The following is a 23,146-nucleotide window of genomic DNA, read 5'->3' on the forward strand; positions in this document are numbered from 1 at the left end:
GATATTCCTGTACCTGGCGGCGGATAGATCATCTATGCGATCAGGCGATAACAGTCGCCCGTGGAGACCAAGCCGGATGCGCCTTACCGACACCGCCGATCCCAACAGCCTTTCCTCCCGGCTGCGCGCGCGGCGGGATGTTCGGCTGCGGGCCCTTGTTTCGGCGGTTCATGCCAGCAAAGGCGCGGTACGCATCATCGACATGGGCGGCACTCCGGAATATTGGCAGCGGGTCGGCCTTGATTTTCTCCGCTCCCACCGCGTCCAGATCACCATTACCAATCTTCATGAGGCCGAGCTGGGCCGTGGAAATCGGGATGTCGAATTATTCACCTTCGACACCGGGGATGCTTGCGACCTGAAGAACGTTTCCAACAACAGCTTCGATCTTGCCCACTCCAACAGCGTGATCGAACATGTCGTCACATGGGAGAAGATGGAGAAGTTCGCGGCCGAAACCCGCCGCATCGCTCCCTGGCATTATGTGCAGACCCCCTATTTCTGGTTCCCTGTCGATCCGCATTTCTACAAAATGCCATTCTTCCACTGGATGCCGCCTCAGGTTCGCGCGAAGCTGCTTATGCGTTTTCCGCTTGCCCATGCAGGACGAATCTCGACGCTTGGAAAGGCGCATCGGATCGTCGAAGGTGCAAAGCTGCTGGACGCCGCTCAGATGCGACTCCTGTTTCCCGACAGCAGCCTCGGCTTTGAACGCTTCTGCGGTCTTCCCAAGTCAATGATCGCGATCCGCGGCCCCACATCATCTTAAAATCGGAACCGGCTACTCATCCCCGAAAATAGCTATCTGTTTCGTTTGGGAACTACTCACCCTGCCACGATACATTCCCGGGGAATTAAAGGACCAGATCATCTCGCCACTGGGTCCGGTCACGATGACGCCGCCGATGCCGCCCATTTCGGTGAGTTCCGCGATCACTGCATCTGCGGCCTGTTGCAAGCTTTCACCCTTCAACCGAACTCGCGCGCAGATTTCATGCGCGACCCCGATGCGTATAAAAAACTCTCCCGAACCGGTTGCCGACACGGCGCACGCCCGATCATCGGCATAGGTCCCTGCGCCTATCACAGGCGAATCGCCGATCCGTCCCCAGCGTTTTCCTGTCAAACCGCCGGTCGAGGTCGCCGCCGCGACATGTCCTTCCATGTCAATCGCTACAGCTCCAACGGTTCCATATTTCATATCCACGTCAAAATAGCCGACTTTCCGCGCCCGGAATTCCTGCCATTGCCGCCGACGCTCGGGCGTTTCAAAATAAGGTGGATCGACTTGTTCCAAACCCTGTTCAACAGCGAAGCGGTCTGCGCCCTTGCGGCTCAGGAATACATGGGGGCTCTCTTCCATTACCCTCCTGGCCAACAGCACGGGGTTTTTGGTCGTCGATACGCCAGCGACTGCACCTGCGCTCCGCGTGCGGCCGTCCATCACAGAGGCGTCGAGCTCAATCTCCCCGTCATAGGTAAGGACCGCCCCTCGGCCCGCATTGAAATTGGGGTCATCTTCAAGAACTTCAACGCTTTCCGTGACGGCGTCCAAAGCTGATCCCCCGCCAGCCAACACCGCCGATCCGGCATCAAGGGCCCGGCCCAACGCGTCCCGGATCTCCTTGTCCTGTTCCGGCGTGAGGCGGTCGCGTGACATGGTTCCCGCGCCGCCATGAATCACCAGTCGCCACCTCTCATCATTCGCCTCACGCGCATTTGCCGCGGTCGAATTAATCATTAGGAAAACTCCGAGGCTTATCAGGAAATATCGGACACTCATCACAGTCTTCACCTATTCATCCCGAAACAATGTTCACAGCGGGTTGAGGCGGCGTCTTATCATTGCCGAAGGTATAACGAGTAAAGAGGTCGGAAGCGACTATTGCAAATGAATTGATGACGTATAGAGGGTGCAGCGAGATAGCTCATGACCAGATGAGCAATTTCAGATTCGTGAGGGAACCGAATTGATGCCATCAACAGGCCGATGCTATATTCTCGCCTTATCCTCTTCCTTGATGGCAGCGTCTCCAGCTATTGCCGGCGGCTTTTACTTGCAGGAACAATCGCCCAAGGAAATCGGCCGCGCCTTTTCTGGTGGAGCGGCTGCAGCCGATGACCCCTCCACTATCTTCTTCAATCCCGCGGGAATGACAGAGCTGGAAGGCGTTCAGATTTCAACCGGCGGAACGCTTCTTTTCGTGGACAGTGGCCAGACAAATGAAGGCTCTACCCGCACCGCCGTGGGACAGACCGGATCTGCCGCCGTCGGCGGCCCCGATGGAGGAAATCCGTTCGCAACGGTCGTGCCGGTCCCCGCTTTTTATGCCACCGCCCGCATCGCCGCTTCCCCTGTATGGCTTGGCTTGGGGATAAGCGCTCCCTTTGGACTGAAACTGACCTATAACAGCGACTTCTTCGGTCGCTATGACTCGCTTCATTCCGAACTGATGACCATTAACGTTCAGCCAAGTGTGGCAGTGAAGCTTGGCGACACATTCGCCATAGGCGGCGGCATCGATATCCAGCATGCCGACGTAAAGCTTAGCAATGCGTTGCCCAATCTGGCGGCGGGCTCTCCTGATGGAACTTACCGGGTCAGCGGCGATGACTTGTCTGTAGGCTGGAACGTCGGCTTGCTTGTGCACGGCGGCAAGGCCCAGTTCGGGCTTCATTACCGCTCAGGCATGAAGCATCGCCTTTCGGGAAGCCAAACTCTCTCTGGACTGATGGGAGGCCTGGCTTCGGCCAACGGCACCCAAGACATAGAATCGCCGTTCAATTTACCGGACATTGTAACTGCCAGCTTGCGCGTCGACATGAGCCCTGCGACCCGGCTGATGGCAACAGGTCGTTTCTACAACTGGTCAGTGTTCAAGCGAATTGAAGTGCGGCCTGAAGCCGGCAATTCCCTGATCAAGGAACTCGGCTATAAGGATAGCTGGAGCATGGCCCTGGGCGCCGAGCATGACTTCTCAAGGCGCCTGACGCTTCGGGCGGGGGCGATGTTCGACAAAACGCCTACCAATCCCGATCTGCTCAGCACCCGCGTGCCCGATGGCGATCGGACATGGGCCACGGTAGGCGCAAGCTACGAATTGTCTCAAAATCTTTCGCTGAACCTGTCCTTGGCGCATGTTTTTATCGAAAAGCAACTGATGGACCGAACCGACAGCTACTATGGAGGGGGAGTCAGCGTCCACACGCTCACGCGTGGCAACGGAAATGTCGACATGGTGGCCACATCGGTGACCGCCCGCTTTTGATCCTGAAACGGTGCAATAGCCAGTTGGATTAGGGGATTGGGGCGTCTATATGGCGTCGAGAGCATCAACATGAGCCAATCCCCATGTCCATACGCCCTTGGCGCGATATAGAGCGGCGGAAATCCCGTCAAATTCTGGTCGGAAACGTACCAGTCGGCGGCGATGCGCCGGTCACCGTACAGACGATGACGAATACGCTCACCTCCGATCCCAAGGCGACGATCGACCAGATTCGCCGATGCGAAGAGGCGGGCGCGGATCTTATCCGCGTATCCTGCCCCGACGAGGAATCCACTGCCGCATTGAAACAAATCGTTCGCGCGGCGCGGGTGCCGATCATTGCGGACATTCATTTCCATTATAAACGTGCTCTGGAAGCCGCTGATGCAGGCGCCGCCTGCCTGCGCATAAATCCCGGCAATATTGGCAACGACGCGCGGGTCAAGGAAGTGGTTGACGCGGCCAAGGCCAATGGCTGCGCCATCCGCATCGGCGTCAACGCGGGCAGTCTCGAAAAGGACCTTCTGGAAAAATATGGTGAGCCATGTCCCGAAGCGCTGGTCGAAAGCGCGCTCGACCATATCAAGCTGCTGCAGGATCAGGACTTCCACGAATATAAGGTCGCGGTGAAGGCAAGTGACGTGTTCCTGGCCGTTGCCGCCTATATGGGACTGGCGGAGGCGGTCGATTGCCCGCTGCACCTTGGCATTACCGAAGCGGGCGGCCTGATCGGCGGCACCGTGAAGAGCGCGATCGGCATGGGTAACCTGCTGTGGGCCGGCATCGGCGACACTATCCGCGTTTCTCTTTCCGCCGAACCGGAGGAGGAAGTGCGCGTCGGCTATGAGATACTGAAATCGCTGGGAATTCGCACCCGGGGCGTGCGTGTAGTTTCCTGCCCCAGTTGCGCGCGGCAGGGCTTTGACGTCATTCGAACCGTACAGGTGCTGGAAGAGCGCTTGAAGCATATTCACACGCCGCTATCGCTATCGGTCCTGGGCTGCGTCGTAAACGGCCCGGGCGAGGCACGGGAAACCGACATCGGCATTACCGGCGGGGGCAATGGCAAGCATATGGTGTACCTGTCCGGCGTAACCGATCACCATGTGCAGGACGCCGCCATGGTGGAACATATCGTCAGGCTGGTGGAAACCAAGGCAGCGGAGATCGAAGCAGCGAATGCCGCTGCCGCACCCGTCGCTGCCTAGTCGCAATGGCCGCTTAAGGGTTGGGCTTGCTGGACAGCAAGGGTCTCACTCCATATAGTTAGGTTTGTAACTTCTGGATTGTCAGGCCATGTTACATTCCGAAGAAAATCCAATAGGATTGGACGGCTTCGAGTTCATCGAATTCTGCGCGCCCGACAGAGGCTTGCTGGAGCCGGTCTTTACGGCCACGGGCTTTGTTCAGATTGCGCGGCACCGGTCGAAAGAGGTCGACCTTTGGCGGCAGGGTGAGATCAACCTCATTGCAAATTATGAACCGAGGTCTCCTGCGGCTTATTTCGCCGCGGAACATGGTCCATCAGCGTGCGGCATGGGTTTTCGGGTTCGCAACGCCAGGGTGGCCTATGAGCGCGTGTTGGACCGCGGGGCTGAACCCGTTGAGGTCCGTACCGGCCCCATGGAATTGCACATCCCCGCCATACGCGGCATTGGCGGCGCGATCATCTACCTGATCGATCGTTATGGCGACGCTCTGTCCATCTATGACATCGACTTTGAATATCTTGAGGGCGTGGATCGCCATCCAGCGGGAGCCGGGCTCAAGCTGATCGACCACCTTACGCACAATGTCTATGGTGGCCGCATGGACCATTGGGCGCGCTTCTATGAGCGCGTCTTCAACTTCCGCGAAATCCGCTATTTCGACATCAAGGGCGAATATACGGGTCTTACCAGCCGGGCAATGACCGCGCCCGACGGCAAGATCCGGATTCCACTTAATGAGGAAGCAAAGACCGGAGGAGGCCAGATCGAGGAGTTCCTGCGGGAATATAATGGCGAGGGCATTCAGCACATCGCCTTTCGGTGCGACGATCTCACCCGCTGCTGGGACAGGCTGAAGGCCTGCGGCACGCCCTTCATGGCGCCACCGCCCGACACCTATTATGAGATGCTGGACGAACGGTTGCCTGGCCATGGAGAGCCCGTCGCGGACTTGCAGAAACGCGGCATCCTGCTTGATGGCACGACAGAGGACGGCAAGCAGCGCCTGCTGCTGCAAATTTTTTCGCAGACAATGATCGGCCCCGTTTTTTTCGAGTTCATCCAACGTAAAGGCGATGAAGGCTTTGGCGAGGGCAATTTCACCGCGCTGTTCCAATCCATGGAACGGGACCAGGTGCGACGCGGCGCTCTGCAGACGGGGAAAAAGAGCAGTTGACTTCTGCACGTTAGCAGTCCGCCACTTGCCCACTAGACGAAACCACCCGGTCGCGCGATCATGGCCCTCCCGACATGTCGGAGCCATGACAAACAGGACGCTGGATGCTGGATCGCCGTACCCTCCTTGCCGCTGGAGCCTTTCTAGCCGCCACGCCCGCCCTTGCCGCACCCAAGCGGCCCAGCCGAAAATTTCCGAAAGGATTCCTTTGGGGGGCCGCGACCGCCGGTCATCAGGTTGAAGGGAATAACGTCAACAGCGACTCATGGCTGCTTGAAAACCTTGACCCAACCGTGTTTGCAGAGCCATCTCTGGACGCGGCAAACAGTTTCGCCTTGTGGCCACGCGACCTGGATCTCGTCAAGCATATGGGGCTCAACAGCTACCGCTTCTCGCTTGAATGGGCGCGCATCGAGCCCGAGCCGGGTCGGTTTTCAATCGCAATGCTGAACCATTATAAAGAGATAATCGAGGGCTGCAGGTCTCGGGGACTGACGCCTGTGGTAACGTTCAACCATTTCACCACGCCCCGCTGGTTCGCGGCCGACGGCGGCTGGACCAATCCCCAGGCGCCCTCCCGCTTCGCGCTTTTCTGCCAGGTGGCGGCAAGGCATTTGGCAAGCGGTATCGGCTATGCGCTCACGCTCAACGAGCCGAACATCCCTGCCCTGCTCCGCGCCGTGTTGCCGGCATCGACTATCGAGGGAACCGGACCAATGCTAAGGGCGGCGGCGCACGCCTGCGGCAGCAAGAAATTCGCCAGCGCCAACATATTCATCGCGCAGGACATCGATCCGATGATGGAGCAAATGATCGCCGGGCACAAAGCCGCTCGGGCAGCGATCAAGACCATACGCCCCGACCTGCCGGTCGGCCTCAGCCTGGCCATGTATGACGATCAGGCAGTGGGCAAAGATAGCGTCCGGGATACCAAGCGCGCAGAAATCTATGGTCCCTGGCTGGATGCCGTAAAGGGCGATGATTTCATGGGCGTGCAGAATTATGAACGAGCGCTCTGGGATTCGAAGGGCAAGCTTCCGGCTCCCGAAGGCGCGATCGTCAACTACACGGGCAGCGAGGTCTATGCGCCCTCGCTTGCTGGTGCGGTGCGGTTCGCCCATGCAGCGACGGGCTTGCCGATCATCGTCACCGAGCACGGCGTCGGCATTGATGACGACACCGTCCGGGCAACCCTCATTCCGGCGGCGCTTAAAGATTTGAAGCTGCTGATGGACCGCGAACGCGTTCCGGTGCTCGGCTATATCCACTGGTCGTTACTGGACAATTTCGAATGGGGCTTTGGTTATCGAGCCAAATTTGGATTGGTTTCCGTTGATAGAAACAATTTTACGCGCACGCCAAAGCCCAGTGCAAAGATATTTGGCGCCATTGCCGCACGAAATTCCCTCTGACGACGGGGCATGAGGGGTCAGGGGAAAAGTTTGAGCTTCCAAAGAATGTGGAGCCGAGGGGATCGAACCCCTGACCTCTATATGCCCTGCGGGGCGCTCTCATCGGTAAGAATTTGGTGGAGCCGAGGGGGATCGAACCCCTGACCTCTAATATGCCCTGCGGGGCGCTCTCATCGGTAAGAATTTGGTGGAGCCGAGGGGGATCGAACCCCTGACCTCTACAATGCCATTGTAGCGCTCTCCCAGCTGAGCTACGGCCCCAATACACCGGTCTGGTAACCCCGGTGGGTAAGGCGCATGCCTTTAGGTCAGCATGCGCCTCTTTTGCAAGTGGCTATTATGCCCACAGCGAGAATTAATTGTCCTCGTCGCCGTCATCGTCGGCGGCGGCCACGCCCAGATCGTCGTCACCGCCAAGATCTACGTCGTTATCGGGCGAATCGGTATCGTCATCGACATCGATGTCCAGATCGTCATCACCCACCAGATCCGCGTCGACACCTTCCAACGGAACGGCTTTCTTGGGTGCTTCTTCGAAGGGAAGCGGCTGCTTCGACTTCAAAACCGGCTCCGGCATCCACGTATTTGCGCACTCGATGCAGGTGACAGGATCATCCGCACCCAGATCGTAGAAGCGTGTGGCGCATTTTGGGCAAGTCCGCTTCGTACCCCATTCAGGCTTCACCATGTGCCGCCTCTGTCCTTTTTCAACAAAGCCAAGAAAGTACGCTACGACCCCGTCGTACCGCAAAGTGACGCGCGCCTTGCCATAGCAATGTCGCGCTGTCAAAAGCCGGATCGCATTTTTTCGTCCGTGCCCTGTCCTAACAACCTTCAGGGCCTAACAAGAAGTCTATCGCCTTGTCCATCGAACCGCCTGCCCAAACCAAAAGCTTCATTAAGGCCTCGTCGCTTTCGGGCTCGGTGTCCGTTCCGGGTGACAAGAGCATTTCGCATCGCTCGCTGATGCTGTCCGCCCTTGCCGTAGGCGAAAGTCGGGTGAAAGGCCTGCTGGAAGGTGAGGATGTTTTGGCGACCGCCGCGGCGATGCGGGCCATGGGGGCGGACATCGCGCGTGACGCCGCTAGCGTATGGCATATCCATGGCGTTGGCGTGGGTGGGCTGATGCAGCCCCAACAGGCGCTCGACATGGGCAATAGCGGTACATCGACTCGCTTACTGATGGGCCTCCTTGCCAGTCACTCGATAACGGCGACCTTCGTCGGCGACGCATCACTGAGCAAGCGGCCGATGGGACGAGTCATTGAGCCATTGTCCATGATGGGTGCGGAGTTCACGGCGAGCCCCGGCGGCCGCTTACCCCTCACCATGCGCGGTATTTGTCCTGCCATTCCCATGGAATATCGCTTGCCGGTGGCATCGGCGCAGGTGAAGTCAGCGATCCTGCTGGCTGGCCTCAATACGCCGGGCACGACGCGCGTCGTAGAGCCTGTGCCCACCCGCGACCATAGCGAGCGGATGCTGGCGGGGTTTGGCGCGAAACTGGACGTGGACGTGCAGCCCGATGGCAGCCGGACTATTTCCATTGAAGGCGAGGCGAATCTGAAGCCGCAGGATATCGTCGTCCCCGGCGATCCGTCCTCGGCCGCCTTTCCGATGGTAGCCGCATTGCTGGTGCCCGGATCGCGAATCATCATCAACAATGTCGGCCTCAATGTCACACGCGCCGGGCTCATAACGTTGCTACGTCAAATGGGCGGCAGTGTGGAGGTGATCAATGCGCGAGAAACGGGCGGGGAGCCGGTAGGCGATCTGGTCGTAACGGCGTCAAACCTAACGGGCATCGATCCTGACCCCGCTTTGGCGCCGAGCATGATCGACGAATTTCCGATCGCCTTCATTGCGGCGGCCATGGCGCAGGGACGCAGCACCTTCAGAGGCCTGGAGGAACTGCGCGTCAAGGAATCCGATCGAATCAGCACAATGGCGGAGGGACTACGCCTCATCGGTGCGAAGGTCGAAGAATTGGAGGATGGCCTCGTCATTGATGGACGCGATGGCGATCCATTCCCTGGTGGTGGGCCGATTGCGACAAAGCTGGACCACCGCATTGCCATGAGCTTTGCCGTCGCCGGCCTTGTGTCGGCCAAGGGCGTGGCGATCGACGATATGGGGCCCGTGGCAACCAGCTTTCCTGGCTTCACGGACCTGTTGGCCACATTGGGAGCGTTCAGATGAACCCGTTGCTTGCCGATGTCATCGGACTGATGGGCAGCGCCAGCATTGTGGGCGCTTATATCTACAATAATATGGCGGAGCGCGTGGACGCCCTTCTCTACAACCTCACTAATCTCATCGGAGCGGCGCTGCTGTGCATTTCGCTGACCGTGCACTTCAACCTGGCTTCGCTGCTGCTTGAATTCGTTTGGATGGGCGTCGCGCTGTTGGGCATAGGCAAGGCCATGAAGGCGCGGAGACGGGCATGATCATTGCCGTCGACGGACCGGCCGCATCTGGCAAGGGAACCATCGGCCGGGCGCTGGCCGAGCATTATGGGCTGCCGCACCTCGATACCGGCCTGCTTTATCGCGCCGTTGGCCTGTCCGTAGCCCGGGCGGGCGGCAACCCTGATAATGAAGCGGACGCGCTTGCGGCTTGCCATTTCGACGAGGCGCTGCTTTCGCATCCTGAGTTGCGGAGCGAAGGCTCCGGGGCGCTTGCTTCCCGCGTTTCGATCCATCCCGCTGTGCGCGAGGCGCTTATAAAGCGGCAGCGCGATTTTGCCGATCAGCCCGGGGGAGCCGTGCTGGATGGACGGGACATCGGCACAGTCATCGCCCCGCATGCACCTATCAAGCTTTATGTAACCGCCAGCGCTGAAAAACGCGCGGAAAGACGCATGCTGGAGTTACGGAGCCGTGGCTTACATCCGAATTTCGACGCTCTGGTCGCTGACATCCGAGCCCGCGACGACCGCGATCTGAATCGGCCCATAGCACCCCTCAAACGGGCTGAAGGCGCAGCCTTGCTAGACACCAGCAATCTCAGTATAGAGGCGGCCGTCCGGCAGGCGATCGTGCTTGTGGATGCACAGCTTCAAGATCAGCAGCAAGGCTGATCCGCAGGAGGCGCTAGACAGGCCGGGGGACCTGGCCCATGTCTATGCGCCCTTTTCGCTTATCCGGCTTGATGCGTCCCTAAAATCGCGCTTTTCTGCGGATGCGGTGTACGCATGGGGCGCACGCTGCGGTTTGGCCGAAGACCGCCGGAGACAACCGGCTGGCCAGCAACGAGATGTAAGGACTGAGACTTTATGGCCTCCACGGCATTTCCCTCGCGCGATGATTTCGCAGCATTATTGAACGAATCACTTGGCGGTGAAGACGGCGGCTTCGAGGGCCGCGTGGTCAAAGGCACCGTTACCGGCATTGAAAATGACATGGCCGTGATCGACGTAGGGTTGAAGAGCGAGGGCCGCGTTGCCCTGCGCGAATTCGCTGCGCCGGGCCAGAAAGCCACGCTGAAAATTGGCGATGAGGTCGAAGTCTATGTCGACCGCGTCGAAAACGCCAGTGGCGAAGCCATGCTGTCCCGCGATCGCGCCCGCCGGGAAGCCGCATGGGACAAGCTGGAATCCGAATTCACCGAGAGCGCGCGCGTTGAAGGCGTCATCTTCGGCCGCGTCAAGGGCGGCTTCACCGTCGACCTGGACGGCGCGGTGGCTTTCCTTCCGGGCAGCCAGGTGGACATCCGTCCCGTGCGCGACGTAACCCCGTTGATGGACATCCCACAGCCTTTCCAGATCCTGAAGATGGATCGCCGCCGCGGCAACATCGTCGTGTCGCGCCGCGCCATTCTTGAAGAAACCCGCGCCGAGCAGCGCAGCGGCCTTATCCAGACGCTGCATGAGGGTCAGGTTATTGAGGGCGTGGTCAAGAACATCACCGATTATGGTGCGTTCGTTGATTTGGGCGGCATTGATGGCCTGCTTCACGTCACCGACCTCAGCTACAAGCGGGTTAATCATCCCAATGAGATGATCAACATTGGCGACACCGTTCGTGTCCAGATCATCCGCATCAACCGCGATACGCAGCGCATCTCGCTTGGCATGAAGCAGCTGGAAAGCGATCCATGGGAAGGCGCAGGCGCCAAATACCCGATCGGCGCGAAGCTCAGCGGCCGCGTCACCAACATCACCGAATATGGCGCCTTCGTAGAGCTGGAACCCGGCATTGAGGGCCTGGTGCACGTTTCCGAAATGAGCTGGACCAAAAAGAATGTCCATCCGGGCAAGATCGTTTCCACCAGCCAGGAAGTCGATGTCATCGTCCTCGAAGTCGATCAGGACAAGCGCCGCATCTCGCTGGGCCTGAAGCAGGCTCAGTCCAATCCGTGGGACAGCTTTGCCGACCGTCATCCGATTGGCAGCGTCGTTGAAGGCGAAGTCAAGAATGCCACCGAATTCGGTCTCTTCATTGGCCTCGACGGCGACGTGGACGGCATGGTTCACATGTCCGACATCGCCTGGGGCATTTCGGGCGAGGACGCGCTCAACCTGCACCGCAAGGGCGAGATGGTTCAGGCCGTCGTTCTGGACATCGACGTCGAGAAAGAACGCATTTCTCTTGGCATGAAGCAGCTTGAAAAGGGCGCACCTGGCGTCGGCGCTTCGGCCGCATCAAGCGGACTGAACAAGGGCGCGACCGTCACAGTCACCGTGCTTGAAGTTCGCGACGGCGGCCTGGAAGTACAGGCAGGCGAAGATGGAGCCACCGGCTTTGTCAAGCGGAGCGACCTTGGCCGTGATCGGGACGAACAGCGTCCGGACCGCTTCCAGGTCGGCCAGAAGGTCGATGCGATGGTGATCGGCTTCGACCGCAGCAAGAAACCAAATTTCTCTATCAAGGCGCTTCAGATTGCCGAAGAGAAGCAGGCGGTTGCGCAATATGGCTCTTCAGACTCGGGCGCGTCACTGGGCGACATTCTGGGCGAGGCCTTGAAACAAAAAGCCGAATAATTACAAAGACATATATCAATAGAAATAGAGCCCGTCAGACTTTTGGTCTGGCGGGCTCATTTCTTTGCGCCGCAAAATGAGAAGACCTGTAAAATCGTGTAAAATATCGGATATAAGGGTGAATGCGCTTGCCCTTTCGAACATTCAATATTTCCCTGCAATCAAATATTTAGTAAGATCAAAGAGGGAAATGGGGTTGGGGAACTCGAATGATCAGATCAGAACTCGTGCAGAAATTGGCCGATGAAAATCCAGGCCTGACGCTCCAGGAAGTGGAACGGATAGTCGACCTGTTCTTCAGGGAGGTTATCGATCGCCTCGCAAGTGGGGGCCGGGTGGAATTGAGAGGCTTCGGCGCATTTACGACAAGGGCTCGTGATGCCCGTACCGGACGCAATCCACGCACCGGCGAAGCGGTTCGCGTCAATGCCAAGCGCGTACCATATTTCAAGCCCGGCAAGGAAATGCGCGAGCGCCTCAACGCTCGCTAACTTCGTTCTCCGGGCCAAGGACCGCCGTGACTTGACGCCGGGCAGCGATTTCGTGCACTGCTCCGCTGGATCGCGCTATCGATTGATGGCGGAGACCTTGCTGCGCGGACGTGGCGAAATCGGTAGACGCAGCAGACTTAAAATCTGCTTTCCGACAGGAAGTGCGGGTTCAAGTCCCGCCGTCCGCACCAGCAATGGCCTCTGGGTTGCAACCATGGCGCACGTTCTTCGTTGCCTAGAGTGGTTTTCCGGTCCTAGCGAAACCGGCAAGAGCCCGAGTGCAAAGGAGGCCCTTATGATCCGCACCCTGTTAATGATAATATTGCTGGTCCTGGTCGTGGGCGTCGTTCTCTATGCGTTTGGTGTAATAGACGTGCAGCAGACGCGGCAAGCCCGTCTACCCGAGGTGCAGACCCAAGGCGGTCAGATGCCAGCCTTTGACGTAGAAACTCCGGACGTGGATGTTGGAACCCGGAATGAAACGGTGAAGGTGCCGGAAATCTCCATAGATCGGCCCCGAGAGCCCGAGGAGACCGAGCAGCGGTAACGACTTGGCGCTTGCCCCCGTTAAATGGTAACCCACGCAGCCCGACCGTGCTCCTCGGCCAAGGGCTTCAGGAGCACGTCACGGAATGTGGGCCAGAATTTAAAGGCTTGTTGCTCTATATCGTCAAGCCGTGTGCTTGGCGGTTTTGTTGATCGTAGCTTCGGCAAGATCGGTCAGATCATGATCCAACTTGCCTTCGGCGTCCGACCATTCAGCAAATTCACTGGCTTCGGCATTGCGCCCCAGCAACTGCGCATAGGCCGCAATCGTTCCCAGCGTCGCTATACGGTAATGCATAATGCGTTGGAAAGAAGCGATGATGGCGGCGTCGCGAAGTGCAGGATCGGCCTTTATCTTCAACATCTTGGTCGCTTCTGTTTCAAGCGCGCGCATTGCGGCGTCCTTGTGAGCGCTGGCCGATGCTCCGCATTGCTGAATGATATCGGACACACGCCGCCGCTGAACTTCGACTTTTCCTTCATGCCTGCGCAAGCGTTTGGCCAGTTCTTCATTGCTGGCGGCCTTTGCAAGACGTGACAGCAAAGCAGCAAGTTTTCCGTCTGCGTGACGCAGTTCCTGTAGCTCAGCTACGTAAAGGGCTTGCAAACTGTCGATCCGGGACACCTCACCCATATGAGGCATAAGGGCTTGCCACCAGCGTTCGCCTGAACGGGGGTTTTCTTCGCTTGCCTGTTCCGAATTCCTGCGGCCGCTCGATGCCATCCGCCACACGGCATAGCCAAGTCCAGCCACTCCGACCGCACCTGCCAGTAAAAGCCAGGACATCGGCCTGTAATATCGGCTCCCTCGGGTACGCCGGCCCATCCGACCCAATTGCCCGCTACTACGCATCCTGCCGGCGAAGTTCATGTTCATGACAACTGCTCCCATGGGCGGTTGGCGTCGAACCGCCCTCTCTCCTGAGTGAGCGGGAAAGGTAACGCGCGAACTCCGCGGATGAATTATCGTAAGTTAAAGGCTGGTAAGTCCACCGCCCAAAACACGGAAATGAACGGGTCACCAACAGCGTTGGGAATGACAACTATTCGTGAATCCGACGCAGAAGCGACATCAGCATATCCATTTCCGACTGAGAAAAGCGCCCCTTCAGCCACCGCTCATGATCCAGAATAGCGGCGCGGGCCCTCTCCAGTGCAATCTTGCCTTCATCAGTGAGATGCAGCGTCTGACGGCGGCCATCACTCTTTGACTGTCCGCGCTGGACATAGCCCCTTTTTTGAAGCCGGTTGATGATGGCCATGATTGTCGCCCGATCAATGCGGAGGCGACGGCCCAGGTCCGCCTGAGCGATAGCGGGGTGATCGTCAATCAACCACAGAACAGAAACCTGTTTCTGAGTCAGGTCCAGTTCCGAAAAAGTCTCCATGAAATGCCGATAAACCGCGACATGCGCCAGCCGGATGTGGAATCCGAGGATATCGTCAATTTCTCCGACTTCTTCATGCAAATCCATGTTCAGTTCGTTCATGGTCAATGAATAATCCCACTCCGCATCCGTTTTGCTGCACGCCGAATTCTTGGCGCATAGCCCCCTTTTTGGCAAGCTTACATTAAATCGCGGATTAGTTCTGCTTGGCAGTTTCTGATTGTATATGTAACATACAATCTTTCCAAACAGAAAATTTGCCGGAGTGGATAATGACGCACTTCCCCGACACACCCTCCTTCACCGGGTTCAATACGCCATCGCGGTTCGAAGGGGAAATCATGGACCTCGATGTCATCGGTGAAATCCCGCCGCAGTTGAACGGCGCGTTCTACAGGGTGCAGCCTGATCCGCAATTTCCACCGCTGTTAGGCGATGACATTGCCTTCAACGGCGACGGCAATATCAGCATGTTCCACTTTCATGACGGCAAATGCGATTACCGGCAGCGCTACGCCCGCACCGACAAATTCATCGCGGAACGGAATGCGGGGCGGTCGCTGTTCGGCGCCTATCGCAATCCGTTGACCGACGACCCTTCCGTGAAAGGCATGTATCGCGGCACGGCCAACACCAACGCCTTCGTTCATGGTGGCAAGATATATGCTTTAAAGGAAGACAGCCCCCCGGTTGTTATGGACCCTAGGACTTTGGACACCCAAGGCTACACCAGCTTCGGCGGCAAGATGACCGGGCAAACTTTTACCGCTCACCCAAAAGTCGATCCGGACAGCGGCAACATGATCGCCTTTGGCTATGCCTCCAAGGGCATTTGCACCAAGGATATGACCTATTACGAGATCAGTCCCGAAGGCGAGTTGCTGCGGGAGCTGTGGTTCGAGGTTCCCTATTACTGCATGATGCATGATTTCGGCATCACCAAGGATTATGCCGTCTTTCATGTGGTCCCCAGTATCGGCAGCATTGAACGCCTGGAAAAGGGCCTGCCACATTTTGGTTTTGACACGACCCTGCCGATCTATTTGGGCGTCCTGCCCCGGCGGGAAGAGGCCACTGCCGACGATATCCGCTGGTTCACCGCGCCAAACTGCTTTGCCAGCCATGTCATGAACGCCTGGAATGAAGGGACGAAGGTGTATTTCGACACCCCCGTCGCGAAGAATAATATGTTTCCCTTCTTCCCCGATGTACACGGCGCGCCCTTTAATCCGATGGAGGCGGCGAGTTTCCTCACCCGCTGGACCGTGGACATGGCGTCCAACAGCGACCAGTTCGAAGCGGTTACTCGGCTCACCGACATGATCGGCGAATTCCCACGCATTGACGACCGGCAGACCGGCAGAAAATATCGCTATGGTTGGCTGCTCGTCATCGATCCCCAGCAGCCGGTGGATCTGAAGGGCGGCAGCGCGGGCGGCTATGTCATGAACACGCTGGGTTTGATCGACCACGGCACCGGCCGGGAGCAGAAATGGTGGTGCGGCCCGACTTCATCGCTCCAGGAGCCCTGCTTCATTCCACGCAGCAAGAACGCACCCGAAGGCGATGGCTGGATCGTGCAGCTTTGCAATCGGCTGGAGGAGCATCGTTCCGACCTTCTGTTGTTTGACGCTCTGGATATTGAGAAAGGCCCGATTGCGACGATCAAACTCCCAGTTCGCCTGCGCTTTGGGCTACATGGCAACTGGGCCGATGCGAGCGATGCGGGATTGGAGCCGGCATTTACCGCTTGAGGGGTGTCAGATTTTCTCCTGCGCCGCGCGCGCTCGTTCCAGCAGCGTTGCTTCGTCTTTCGGCAACCGGCCTATGACGAGCAACACCAACAGCACCAGCGCCGGGGCAAGCCAGTAGACCGAAAGGATTGCTGAACCCAGATCACCGCCATTCGAGTCACTGACCAGACCAACGATATAGGGTCCCATCCCCAGACCGGTAATGGTCATAGTCAGAATGTAAAAGCTCATGACCGCCCCACGCATGCGCGGCAGGACCAAGTCAAGAAAGCTCGCATAAATGGGCGGAATCCACATGGTGACGAGCAGACTGTAAAGGGTGAACTCCAGATAAAAAGCACCGATCGTCTCGGCGCGATAAGCCCATAGGGCGATCAATGGCGACACCGTCAGTGAGAACAAAGTCACGTACATGCGCCCGCCCCGAATTTTCCTATGAACCCAATCGGACAGGGGACCGGCGATCAGCGGCCCGACAATGCCGATCCCGGCCACCAGCGCTCCGAAATACAGGCCAACTTCGGCGGGGCTGGCTCCATAGGACTTGATGATGAAGCTGGGGCTCCACGCCATCACGCCATAGTTGATCACGGACTGCAGGGCGGCGATGGCGAAGAGCAACAGCAGGCTCGGCGTCTTGCCAATGATCGCATAGGCAGGGGCGTCGCGCAGTTTAAGGGATTGAAGCCAGTTGAGCACCACATAGATACCAAAGCCTGTGACAATCCATTGCAGGGCATTGCCGGAGACTGGCATGCCCCCCAGTTGCAGCGGCGGCGGGGTCACTTCACGCAGATTATCGGTCCAGTGGGTAAGCCAATACATGGCGAACGTGATCAGCAGTAAGCCCCCTAAATTCACAGTCCAGACACCCGCGCTTGCGCGGTTCCGCGCCAGATTGAACCAGTTGAACAGCGGCAAAATTCCAGCCAACGTCTCCCAACTCGCCCGAAAAGGATGAGGATCGGAGGGCTGCAGTACGTCGTCCGAAGCGCCGCGAACCGGCTCGGTCATCCGCCAGAGCAATATGCTCAGAACAAAGCCAGGCAGGGCGGCCGCCAGAAATGCGGCCTGCCAGGCCTTGATGCCAAGCGGCGCGCTGCCCGGTTTCGGGTATAGGCTATCCCAACCGTCGGCGACCGTTCCACCCAGCCACAAAGCGGCGCCCAGGCCAAAGGCAATGGAGGCGGCGATCACGGCTGTGACCGTTCCCCTCATTTGCTTTGGAAAATAGTCGCTCAGCAGCGACATGCCGGCCGGCTGCACGCTGGCTTCACCAACGCCCACTCCCAAACGCGACAGCGCCAGCAGGCCGAAGCTGTTCGCCATGCCGCCAAGAGCGGTCATCAATGACCAACTGGCAATCGACAGGGCCAACAGCCGGTGGCGCACCCACCCGTCCGCCAACCGCCCTAAGGGCAGCGAAAAAACGGCATAGAAGAGTGCAAAGACCGTGCCGTAAAGCAGGCCCATCTCCGCGTCTCCAACATTCAGGTCGGCCTTGATGCGAGGCAACAGGATTGCCAGAATCTGGCGGTCTACCATACTCATGGCTTGCGTGAGGGCGACCAGGGCCAGCGCCCACCACGCGGCTTTACCTCCGAGCTTAGCGCCCGCGTCCTGCCGGTTCACAGATTGAAGACCCGCTCCGCATTGGTCTGCATCAGTTTCTTTTTTGCTGCATCGCTAATGTCGAGCAGGTCGTGTGTGCGTACCTCGTCCGGCACGAATTCATAAGGATAATCCATTGCGTACATCACGCGATCTTCGCCCAGCACGCGAATGGCATATTCAATGGGGGGAGCCCAGGCCATGCCGCTGGTGGTGATATAGACATTTTCCCGCATATAGCCAAAAATGTCCTTTTTCAGCGGCTTCATGCACTCATAACGCTGCGATTTGACGCCGGCCTGATGCATGAAATTGATGCGGTACAGCCAATAGGGCAGTGCCTCGCCGCCATGACCGACAATGATCTTCAGACTTGGGTAACGATCGAAAACTCCGCTCACGATAATCCGTAGCAGGTGCATTCCGGTTTCAACTCCGAATCCGAAAATCGCTCCGTCCAGACCGGCCTCGATCATGGGGCCGATCATGCTGTCCGGCGGCGATTGAGGGTGGATATAGAGCGGCTGGTCCACCTCGACACAGGCACGGAAGATCGGATCGAATTTCGGATTGTCCAGATACTCGCCCCCAGTATGGCTGTTGACCATGACGCCACGAAAGCCAAGTTCGCGTCCGCGCGCAATTTCATGCGCCGACCAGCCGGGATCCTGCGGCGCGATGCTGGTCATACCGACATAACGCTGGGCATGACGTTCAATAGCGCGGGCGAGCTGGTTATTTGCGTTGGTGACGATGCGCTTGGCCTCATCCGCTTCGAACACCTGCACTCCAGGCGCGGTCAGTGAGAGAATGGCGACGTCTATCCCGGTTGCGTCCATGTTCGCGATCCGCTGCTCATCCAAATCCAACAGCTGCTCCAGGATCTGCATGGCGCGTTCCGACGGACTGCCGCCGTAGAAACCCCATAGCGACGTCGTTCCCTTGTCGGCCTTCCCTTCGCGCACCAGCCGCATGATCCCATCGATCTGCTCGCGGGTCGCGAAAGCCTCTTCGGTGGCGATGCGCAAATAGCCCCGGTCGCCGCCGGTTTTCAGTTCGTGGGTCATGCATCTGCTCCTTCACCACTCTTTATCGGCAGGACTATAGTCCCTCGTGCACGGCCTTTGTCACAAGGTAGGCATCCAGTCCCTCAGGGCCGCTTTCATGTCCGTGGCCAGACCACTTCACCCCTCCGAAGGGCGCGTCCGGTGCACCGATGGCATTTGTGTTGATGCCCATCATGCCGGTCTCGATTTCCCGCGCCAGCCGCTTGCGGCGCGCCGCATCGGTGGTCCAGGCATAGGCGGCAAGGCCATAGGGCAGACGATTGGCCTCAGCGATCATGTCATCTTCCCTGCCAAAGGGATTCAGTAGCGCCACCGGCCCAAAGGGTTCTTCGTTCATGATCCTGGCATCGAGCGGAATGTCCGAAAGCACCGTCGGGGCATAGAAGAAACCTCTATTGCCTAGCCGCTTGCCTCCCGCGTGCAGTTTCGCGCCCTTCTGCACGGCATCGCCAATCAACTGGTCCATCGCTTCGGGTCGACGGGCATTGGCCATCGGTCCCATTTGCGACGCGGGGTTGAGACCGTCGCCGACCTTCAGCGCCGCTGCGCGCTCGGCAAAGCCGGAGACAAAGCGATCATAGATCCCCTCCTGCACAATAAAGCGCGTGGGGGAAACACATACCTGACCCGCATTGCGGTATTTGGCGGGCACCATGGTGTCGAGCACTTGGTCCACATTGACATCGTCAAAGACCAGCACCGGACCATGACCGCCCAATTCCAGGGTCGTACGCTTCATGTCGTCCGCCGCCAGCTTCATGAGGTGCTTGCCAACGACCGTTGAACCCGTGAAGCTTAGTTTGCGAATGATCGGAGACGCCAGCAGGTGACGGGATACCATATCGGGCACACCAAATACCGCATGCGCCACATCGCCCGGCAATCCGGCGTCCAGCAAGCATTGCAGGACCCCCAAGGCGGACGCCGGCGTTTCCTCAGCCGCTTTCAGGATTACCGAGCAGCCCGCAGCGATCGGACCGCCAAGCTTCCGGCCCGGATTTCCAAGCGGGAAGTTCCATGGCGCAAAGGCGGCGACCGGGCCGACCGGTTCCTTGACCACAACCGACTGCGTCCCGTGGGGCCTCACCAGCACGCGACCATAATTGCGGGACAGTTCGGCCGCATAGAAATGGAACAATCCGACATTCATCATGACTTCCATCCGCGCCTCAGCGAATGTCTTGCCCTGTTCCAGCGTGGCGATCCGCGCAAGCTCGTCAGCTCGCTCGACCATCAAGCGCGCAGCCCCGTTCAGCACCTCGGCCCGCTCCTGAGGCGTCGAGTTACGCCAGCGCCTGAAGCCGCGTTGCGCCGCCTCCAGAGCGCGATCCAGATCCGCGGTCGTCGCGATTGGCAATTCACCAATCGGCTCGCCCGTCGCAGGATTCACAACAGTGAAAGTCTCTCGCCCCGCGCGTGCGACTCGTTCTCCGTCGATGACCATGTGAAGAGGTGGATAGGTTGTCATCGATGCCTCCTGTAATCGGGCCAGGACGCGATCATGCTGTCGCGGCCTGTTCCCTGTCGATATCACCCTGCCAGCGCTCGGCGACGATTGGTTCGCCGGTGACCGGATGCAGGTTGTGGAACGGGACGATCTTGTGCGTCGGCCAAAGCCAGACGTCCTCCTTCAACGCATCAGGACCAGCGGGATCCTCAGGAAAAGTGGTGGAAAGGAACGGCACATAATTGGGTTTGGTATTGGCCCAGCCCGTTTCGAAGTCGGCATGCCATTGGGGTGCATAATTGAGGATATGGATGCGCCACACCCCGTCCACCTTCTTATATGTATTTTCGTAGATGCCGCCTTCCCACCATTGGCGGGCTTCGCCATAATCCTTGTGCCGCCCCGCCTGCATCATGGAGCGATAGCGGCCGAGGGCGGTGACGCCGTCCGGTTGAATGTCGATAATGTCCTGGATTTGCGGATGTTCCAGCAGGAAACCGTCGACCGGGCCATTATTCCCATGAGTAAAGCGCTTCTGGAAGCGTTCGATGTATAGCCGGGCCGCGCCGACCTTGCCCTTGAAGATGCCGCCGAAGAAATGGACTTCACAGTCATCCGTAAAGAGATCCACGGTTTCGCGATAAAGACATTTGTCGATGAGATAGCCGTAAAGATGCTGCAGCTTGCGGATCGCCTGCTCGTCTTCTTGCACTGTCAAACGGCGTCCGAGTTCGGCCACGGTTGCTTCAAGCGCGGCTATTCTGTTTTGATCCGTCACTGGGTCGTCCTCTCCAAAAGGCTGTGACTCGGTCACAATTGTTTTCTTGCCCGCACTGTGTCCGTTAAATGCGCCCTTGGCAAGATTGTATATGTAACATACAAAAATGCTGTTCAACACCGGCCAGGCCTGCCATGTTGATCCAAGGGCCAAGACGGGGAAACATCCGCAGCCGCGGCAGAGGAGCAAGTACCACATGCAGAATTTGGCTGGAAAAACGGCATTCATCACTGGCGGCGCATCAGGCATTGGCCTGGGCATAGCCAAGGCGTGCCGACATCATGGCATGAACGTGGTCATTGCCGACATTTGGCAGGAACATCTGGACCAGGCAGTGGCCGAACTTGGCACGGACGCCGTCCTGGCGCTTAAGCTCGATGTCACTGACAGGCCTGGATATGCCCAGGCAGTCGACGCTGCAGAAGCGCGTTTCGGCAAAATTCATCTGCTGGTCAACAATGCTGGCGTCGCAACCGGCGGTCCTGTGGAGCTGGCGACGTTCAGCGATTGGGATTGGACGTTGGGCGTAAATCTGACGGGCGTTATCAATGGGATCGTCACAATCCTGCCGCGCATGATCGCCCATGGCGAGGGCGGCCATATCGTCTCAACCGCGTCGATGTCGGGTTATTTGCCGCATCCGGGGACCGTCGCTTATACAACGAGCAAAGCCGCCATCATCGGCATGATGGAAGCCATGCGAGGCGAGTTGGAGCCCAAGGGCATCATCTGCTCCGCCTTCTGCCCCGGCCCGGTGCAATCAAATATCGCGGAAGTAGGCAAGACCCGTCCGGCTGAACTTGCTGACACAGGCTACGCCCAATCCGACAAGCAGAGGCAGCAGGGCGGCGTCCGCCAGCATCTTTTCCGCCCAGCCGAGGTGGTTGGCGAACGTGTGCTTGAGGGCGTGCTCAATGACGAGCTTTACATTCTGACGCACAGCGAATTCCGCGACGGGGTCAAGGATCGCGCCGCCGCTATGGTCGCGGCCATACCCGATCTGCCTGAAGATCAGGAACTCAAAAGCACCTACTCCCTACTGTTCCGCAACCCCCTTCACGCGGAAGAACGTGAGCGGCAGGCCGAATTGAAGGGAGTTAAAGCATGAAGAATCTCGCCGGACGTACCGCTTTCATCACCGGAGGCGCCAATGGCATTGGCCTGGGCCTTGCCCGGGCGCTGTTGGCGGAAGGGTGCAAGGTCGCCATTGCCGACATCCGTCAGGACGCGCTTGATGCGGTCGAGACCAGCATGGATAATCATGAGCTGCTGCCTATCAAGTTGGACGTGTCGTCACGCGAAGGCTTTGCCAAGGCCGCTGACCAGGCGGAATCTGAACTTGGGCCGGTCTCGTTGCTTTTCAACAATGCGGGCATCAATCTTTTCCAGTCGATCGACGAGTCCAGCTATGATGATTGGGACTGGGTGCTGGGCGTCAACCTGCACGGCGTCGTCAACGGGATCATGACCTTTGTTCCGCGAATGAAGGTACGTGGAGGCGATGCTCATATCGTCAATACCGCATCAATGGCCTGTTTTCTCGCGTCGGGGGTGCCGGGGATCTACAACACGTCGAAATTTGCCGTGAGGGCGCTTACGGAATCACTGAGATACAGCCTGCAACCGCATGGCATTGGCGTGTCGCTTCTTTGCCCCGGTCTCGTCAACAGTGCGATCCACGACAGCGACAGCCTTCGCCCGGAAGCCCTGCCGGATCGGGGCAAGCCGGCCGATGTCAGCTTCAAAGCCAAGCTGGCGGATGTCCACCAGTTCGGAATGGACCCCATGGAAGTTGCCGAAAAGGTGCTGGCCGCCATCCGGGAAGACAAGTTCTACATCTTTCCCCACCCGGAACATAAAGCGGAGCTGCAGGAAATCTTCGACGAGATTATCGCCGCCTATCCGGATGGGGAAACCCCCGCTAAGCGCGCCGAATTCGAAGCCATTCGACGCGACAATTTCCGCGCCGCCCGCCTAAAGGCTGGCATCGCCAAATAAAGGGGGTTACAAGCCGGCG

22 protein-coding genes and 2 tRNA genes are annotated in these 23,146 nt (G+C 58.4%); 15 read left to right on the top strand and 9 right to left on the bottom strand.

The window, feature by feature from the left end:
• The first annotated feature begins 76 nt into the window (after positions 1–76).
• A complete protein-coding gene (locus tag HNQ99_RS10245) occupies positions 77–769 on the top strand; it encodes a methyltransferase domain-containing protein (RefSeq protein WP_184475557.1) in 693 nt (230 codons plus the stop codon).
• 12 nt (positions 770–781) lie between these two features.
• On the opposite strand, the gene HNQ99_RS10250 is transcribed toward HNQ99_RS10245, so the two are convergent.
• Entirely contained in the window at positions 782–1,741 is a 960-nt protein-coding gene (locus HNQ99_RS10250; protein ID WP_184475558.1) for an isoaspartyl peptidase/L-asparaginase family protein, read from the bottom strand.
• Between the two features lie 232 nt (positions 1,742–1,973).
• Here HNQ99_RS10250 and HNQ99_RS10255 point away from each other — a divergent pair, with 232 nt between their 5' ends.
• The 4 genes from HNQ99_RS10255 to HNQ99_RS10270 all read left to right on the top strand — a co-directional run bounded on the left by HNQ99_RS10255 (position 1,974) and on the right by HNQ99_RS10270 (position 7,066).
• Positions 1,974–3,269 (top strand): OmpP1/FadL family transporter, encoded by a 1,296-nt coding sequence (locus HNQ99_RS10255; protein WP_184475559.1) that lies wholly within the window; start codon positions 1,974–1,976, stop codon positions 3,267–3,269.
• 83 nt (positions 3,270–3,352) lie between these two features.
• Positions 3,353–4,477 (top strand): flavodoxin-dependent (E)-4-hydroxy-3-methylbut-2-enyl-diphosphate synthase, encoded by a 1,125-nt coding sequence (gene ispG / locus HNQ99_RS10260; protein WP_184475560.1) that lies wholly within the window; start codon positions 3,353–3,355, stop codon positions 4,475–4,477.
• Positions 4,478–4,565: 88 nt separating this feature from the next.
• Positions 4,566–5,654 (top strand): 4-hydroxyphenylpyruvate dioxygenase, encoded by a 1,089-nt coding sequence (hppD, locus tag HNQ99_RS10265; protein ID WP_184475561.1) that lies wholly within the window; start codon positions 4,566–4,568, stop codon positions 5,652–5,654.
• A 104-nt stretch (positions 5,655–5,758) separates the two neighbouring features.
• Positions 5,759–7,066 (top strand): family 1 glycosylhydrolase, encoded by a 1,308-nt coding sequence (locus HNQ99_RS10270; protein WP_184475562.1) that lies wholly within the window; start codon positions 5,759–5,761, stop codon positions 7,064–7,066.
• A 185-nt stretch (positions 7,067–7,251) separates the two neighbouring features.
• On the opposite strand, the gene HNQ99_RS10275 is transcribed toward HNQ99_RS10270, so the two are convergent.
• Positions 7,252–7,327, bottom strand: a tRNA-Ala gene (locus tag HNQ99_RS10275).
• A gap of 94 nt (positions 7,328–7,421) precedes the next feature.
• Entirely contained in the window at positions 7,422–7,754 is a 333-nt protein-coding gene (locus HNQ99_RS10280) for a TIGR02300 family protein (protein ID WP_184475563.1), read from the bottom strand.
• Between the two features lie 173 nt (positions 7,755–7,927).
• On the opposite strand from HNQ99_RS10280, the gene aroA reads away from it, so the two are divergent.
• From aroA to HNQ99_RS10315, 7 genes are all read left to right on the top strand, one after another.
• Positions 7,928–9,265, top strand: coding sequence for a 3-phosphoshikimate 1-carboxyvinyltransferase (gene aroA / locus HNQ99_RS10285; protein ID WP_184475564.1), 1,338 nt, complete (start codon positions 7,928–7,930; stop codon positions 9,263–9,265).
• Positions 9,262–9,513 carry a CBU_0592 family membrane protein gene (locus tag HNQ99_RS10290; RefSeq protein WP_184475565.1) on the top strand — a complete coding sequence of 84 codons (252 nt, stop codon included), beginning with the start codon at positions 9,262–9,264 and terminating at the stop codon, positions 9,511–9,513. The genes aroA and HNQ99_RS10290 overlap by 4 nt, the downstream gene beginning before the upstream one ends.
• On the top strand, positions 9,510–10,145 hold the full coding sequence (gene cmk / locus HNQ99_RS10295; RefSeq protein WP_184475566.1) for a (d)CMP kinase: 636 nt from the start codon (positions 9,510–9,512) through the stop codon (positions 10,143–10,145). The genes HNQ99_RS10290 and cmk overlap by 4 nt, the downstream gene beginning before the upstream one ends.
• Before the next feature lie 195 nt (positions 10,146–10,340).
• Complete coding sequence (rpsA, locus tag HNQ99_RS10300; RefSeq protein WP_184475567.1) at positions 10,341–12,047, top strand: 30S ribosomal protein S1; 1,707 nt, start codon at positions 10,341–10,343, stop codon at positions 12,045–12,047.
• Positions 12,048–12,256: 209 nt separating this feature from the next.
• Complete coding sequence (locus HNQ99_RS10305; protein WP_184475568.1) at positions 12,257–12,538, top strand: integration host factor subunit beta; 282 nt, start codon at positions 12,257–12,259, stop codon at positions 12,536–12,538.
• Between the two features lie 104 nt (positions 12,539–12,642).
• Positions 12,643–12,729, top strand: a tRNA-Leu gene (locus HNQ99_RS10310).
• Between the two features lie 104 nt (positions 12,730–12,833).
• Complete coding sequence (locus HNQ99_RS10315; protein ID WP_184475569.1) at positions 12,834–13,085, top strand: hypothetical protein; 252 nt, start codon at positions 12,834–12,836, stop codon at positions 13,083–13,085.
• Positions 13,086–13,208: 123 nt separating this feature from the next.
• Here the strand turns inward: HNQ99_RS10315 and HNQ99_RS10320 are convergent, their stop codons facing one another.
• Both HNQ99_RS10320 and HNQ99_RS10325 read right to left on the bottom strand, forming a co-directional pair.
• The gene (locus HNQ99_RS10320) at positions 13,209–13,961 is read right to left on the bottom strand and encodes a YciE/YciF ferroxidase family protein (protein WP_184475570.1); all 753 of its coding nucleotides are present in this window, start codon (positions 13,959–13,961) and stop codon (positions 13,209–13,211) included.
• A gap of 166 nt (positions 13,962–14,127) precedes the next feature.
• Positions 14,128–14,574, bottom strand: coding sequence for a MarR family winged helix-turn-helix transcriptional regulator (locus HNQ99_RS10325; RefSeq protein WP_184475571.1), 447 nt, complete (start codon positions 14,572–14,574; stop codon positions 14,128–14,130).
• Positions 14,575–14,744: 170 nt separating this feature from the next.
• On the opposite strand from HNQ99_RS10325, the gene HNQ99_RS10330 reads away from it, so the two are divergent.
• Positions 14,745–16,226 carry a carotenoid oxygenase family protein gene (locus tag HNQ99_RS10330; protein ID WP_184475572.1) on the top strand — a complete coding sequence of 494 codons (1,482 nt, stop codon included), beginning with the start codon at positions 14,745–14,747 and terminating at the stop codon, positions 16,224–16,226.
• 6 nt (positions 16,227–16,232) lie between these two features.
• Here HNQ99_RS10330 and HNQ99_RS10335 read toward each other — a convergent pair whose 3' ends face one another.
• The 4 genes from HNQ99_RS10335 to HNQ99_RS10350 are packed head-to-tail and all read right to left on the bottom strand — an operon-like array spanning position 16,233 to position 21,165.
• Complete coding sequence (locus HNQ99_RS10335; RefSeq protein WP_184475573.1) at positions 16,233–17,858, bottom strand: MFS transporter; 1,626 nt, start codon at positions 17,856–17,858, stop codon at positions 16,233–16,235.
• Positions 17,855–18,904 carry an amidohydrolase family protein gene (locus HNQ99_RS10340; protein ID WP_184475574.1) on the bottom strand — a complete coding sequence of 350 codons (1,050 nt, stop codon included), beginning with the start codon at positions 18,902–18,904 and terminating at the stop codon, positions 17,855–17,857. Before HNQ99_RS10340 ends, HNQ99_RS10335 begins: the two co-directional genes overlap by 4 nt.
• A gap of 34 nt (positions 18,905–18,938) precedes the next feature.
• A complete protein-coding gene (locus tag HNQ99_RS10345; protein WP_184475575.1) occupies positions 18,939–20,372 on the bottom strand; it encodes an NAD-dependent succinate-semialdehyde dehydrogenase in 1,434 nt (477 codons plus the stop codon).
• 31 nt (positions 20,373–20,403) lie between these two features.
• Positions 20,404–21,165, bottom strand: a complete 762-nt coding sequence (locus tag HNQ99_RS10350) for a nuclear transport factor 2 family protein (protein ID WP_322790358.1) — start codon at positions 21,163–21,165, stop codon at positions 20,404–20,406.
• 160 nt (positions 21,166–21,325) lie between these two features.
• Between HNQ99_RS10350 and HNQ99_RS10355 the strand changes: the two genes are divergently transcribed.
• Positions 21,326–22,237 carry an SDR family NAD(P)-dependent oxidoreductase gene (locus HNQ99_RS10355; RefSeq protein WP_184475576.1) on the top strand — a complete coding sequence of 304 codons (912 nt, stop codon included), beginning with the start codon at positions 21,326–21,328 and terminating at the stop codon, positions 22,235–22,237.
• Positions 22,234–23,127 (top strand): SDR family NAD(P)-dependent oxidoreductase, encoded by an 894-nt coding sequence (locus HNQ99_RS10360; RefSeq protein ID WP_184475577.1) that lies wholly within the window; start codon positions 22,234–22,236, stop codon positions 23,125–23,127. The genes HNQ99_RS10355 and HNQ99_RS10360 overlap by 4 nt, the downstream gene beginning before the upstream one ends.
• Positions 23,128–23,146: the final 19 nt, after the last annotated feature.

The organism is Rhizorhapis suberifaciens (assembly GCF_014200045.1).
Lineage (GTDB): Bacteria > Pseudomonadota > Alphaproteobacteria > Sphingomonadales > Sphingomonadaceae > Rhizorhapis > Rhizorhapis suberifaciens.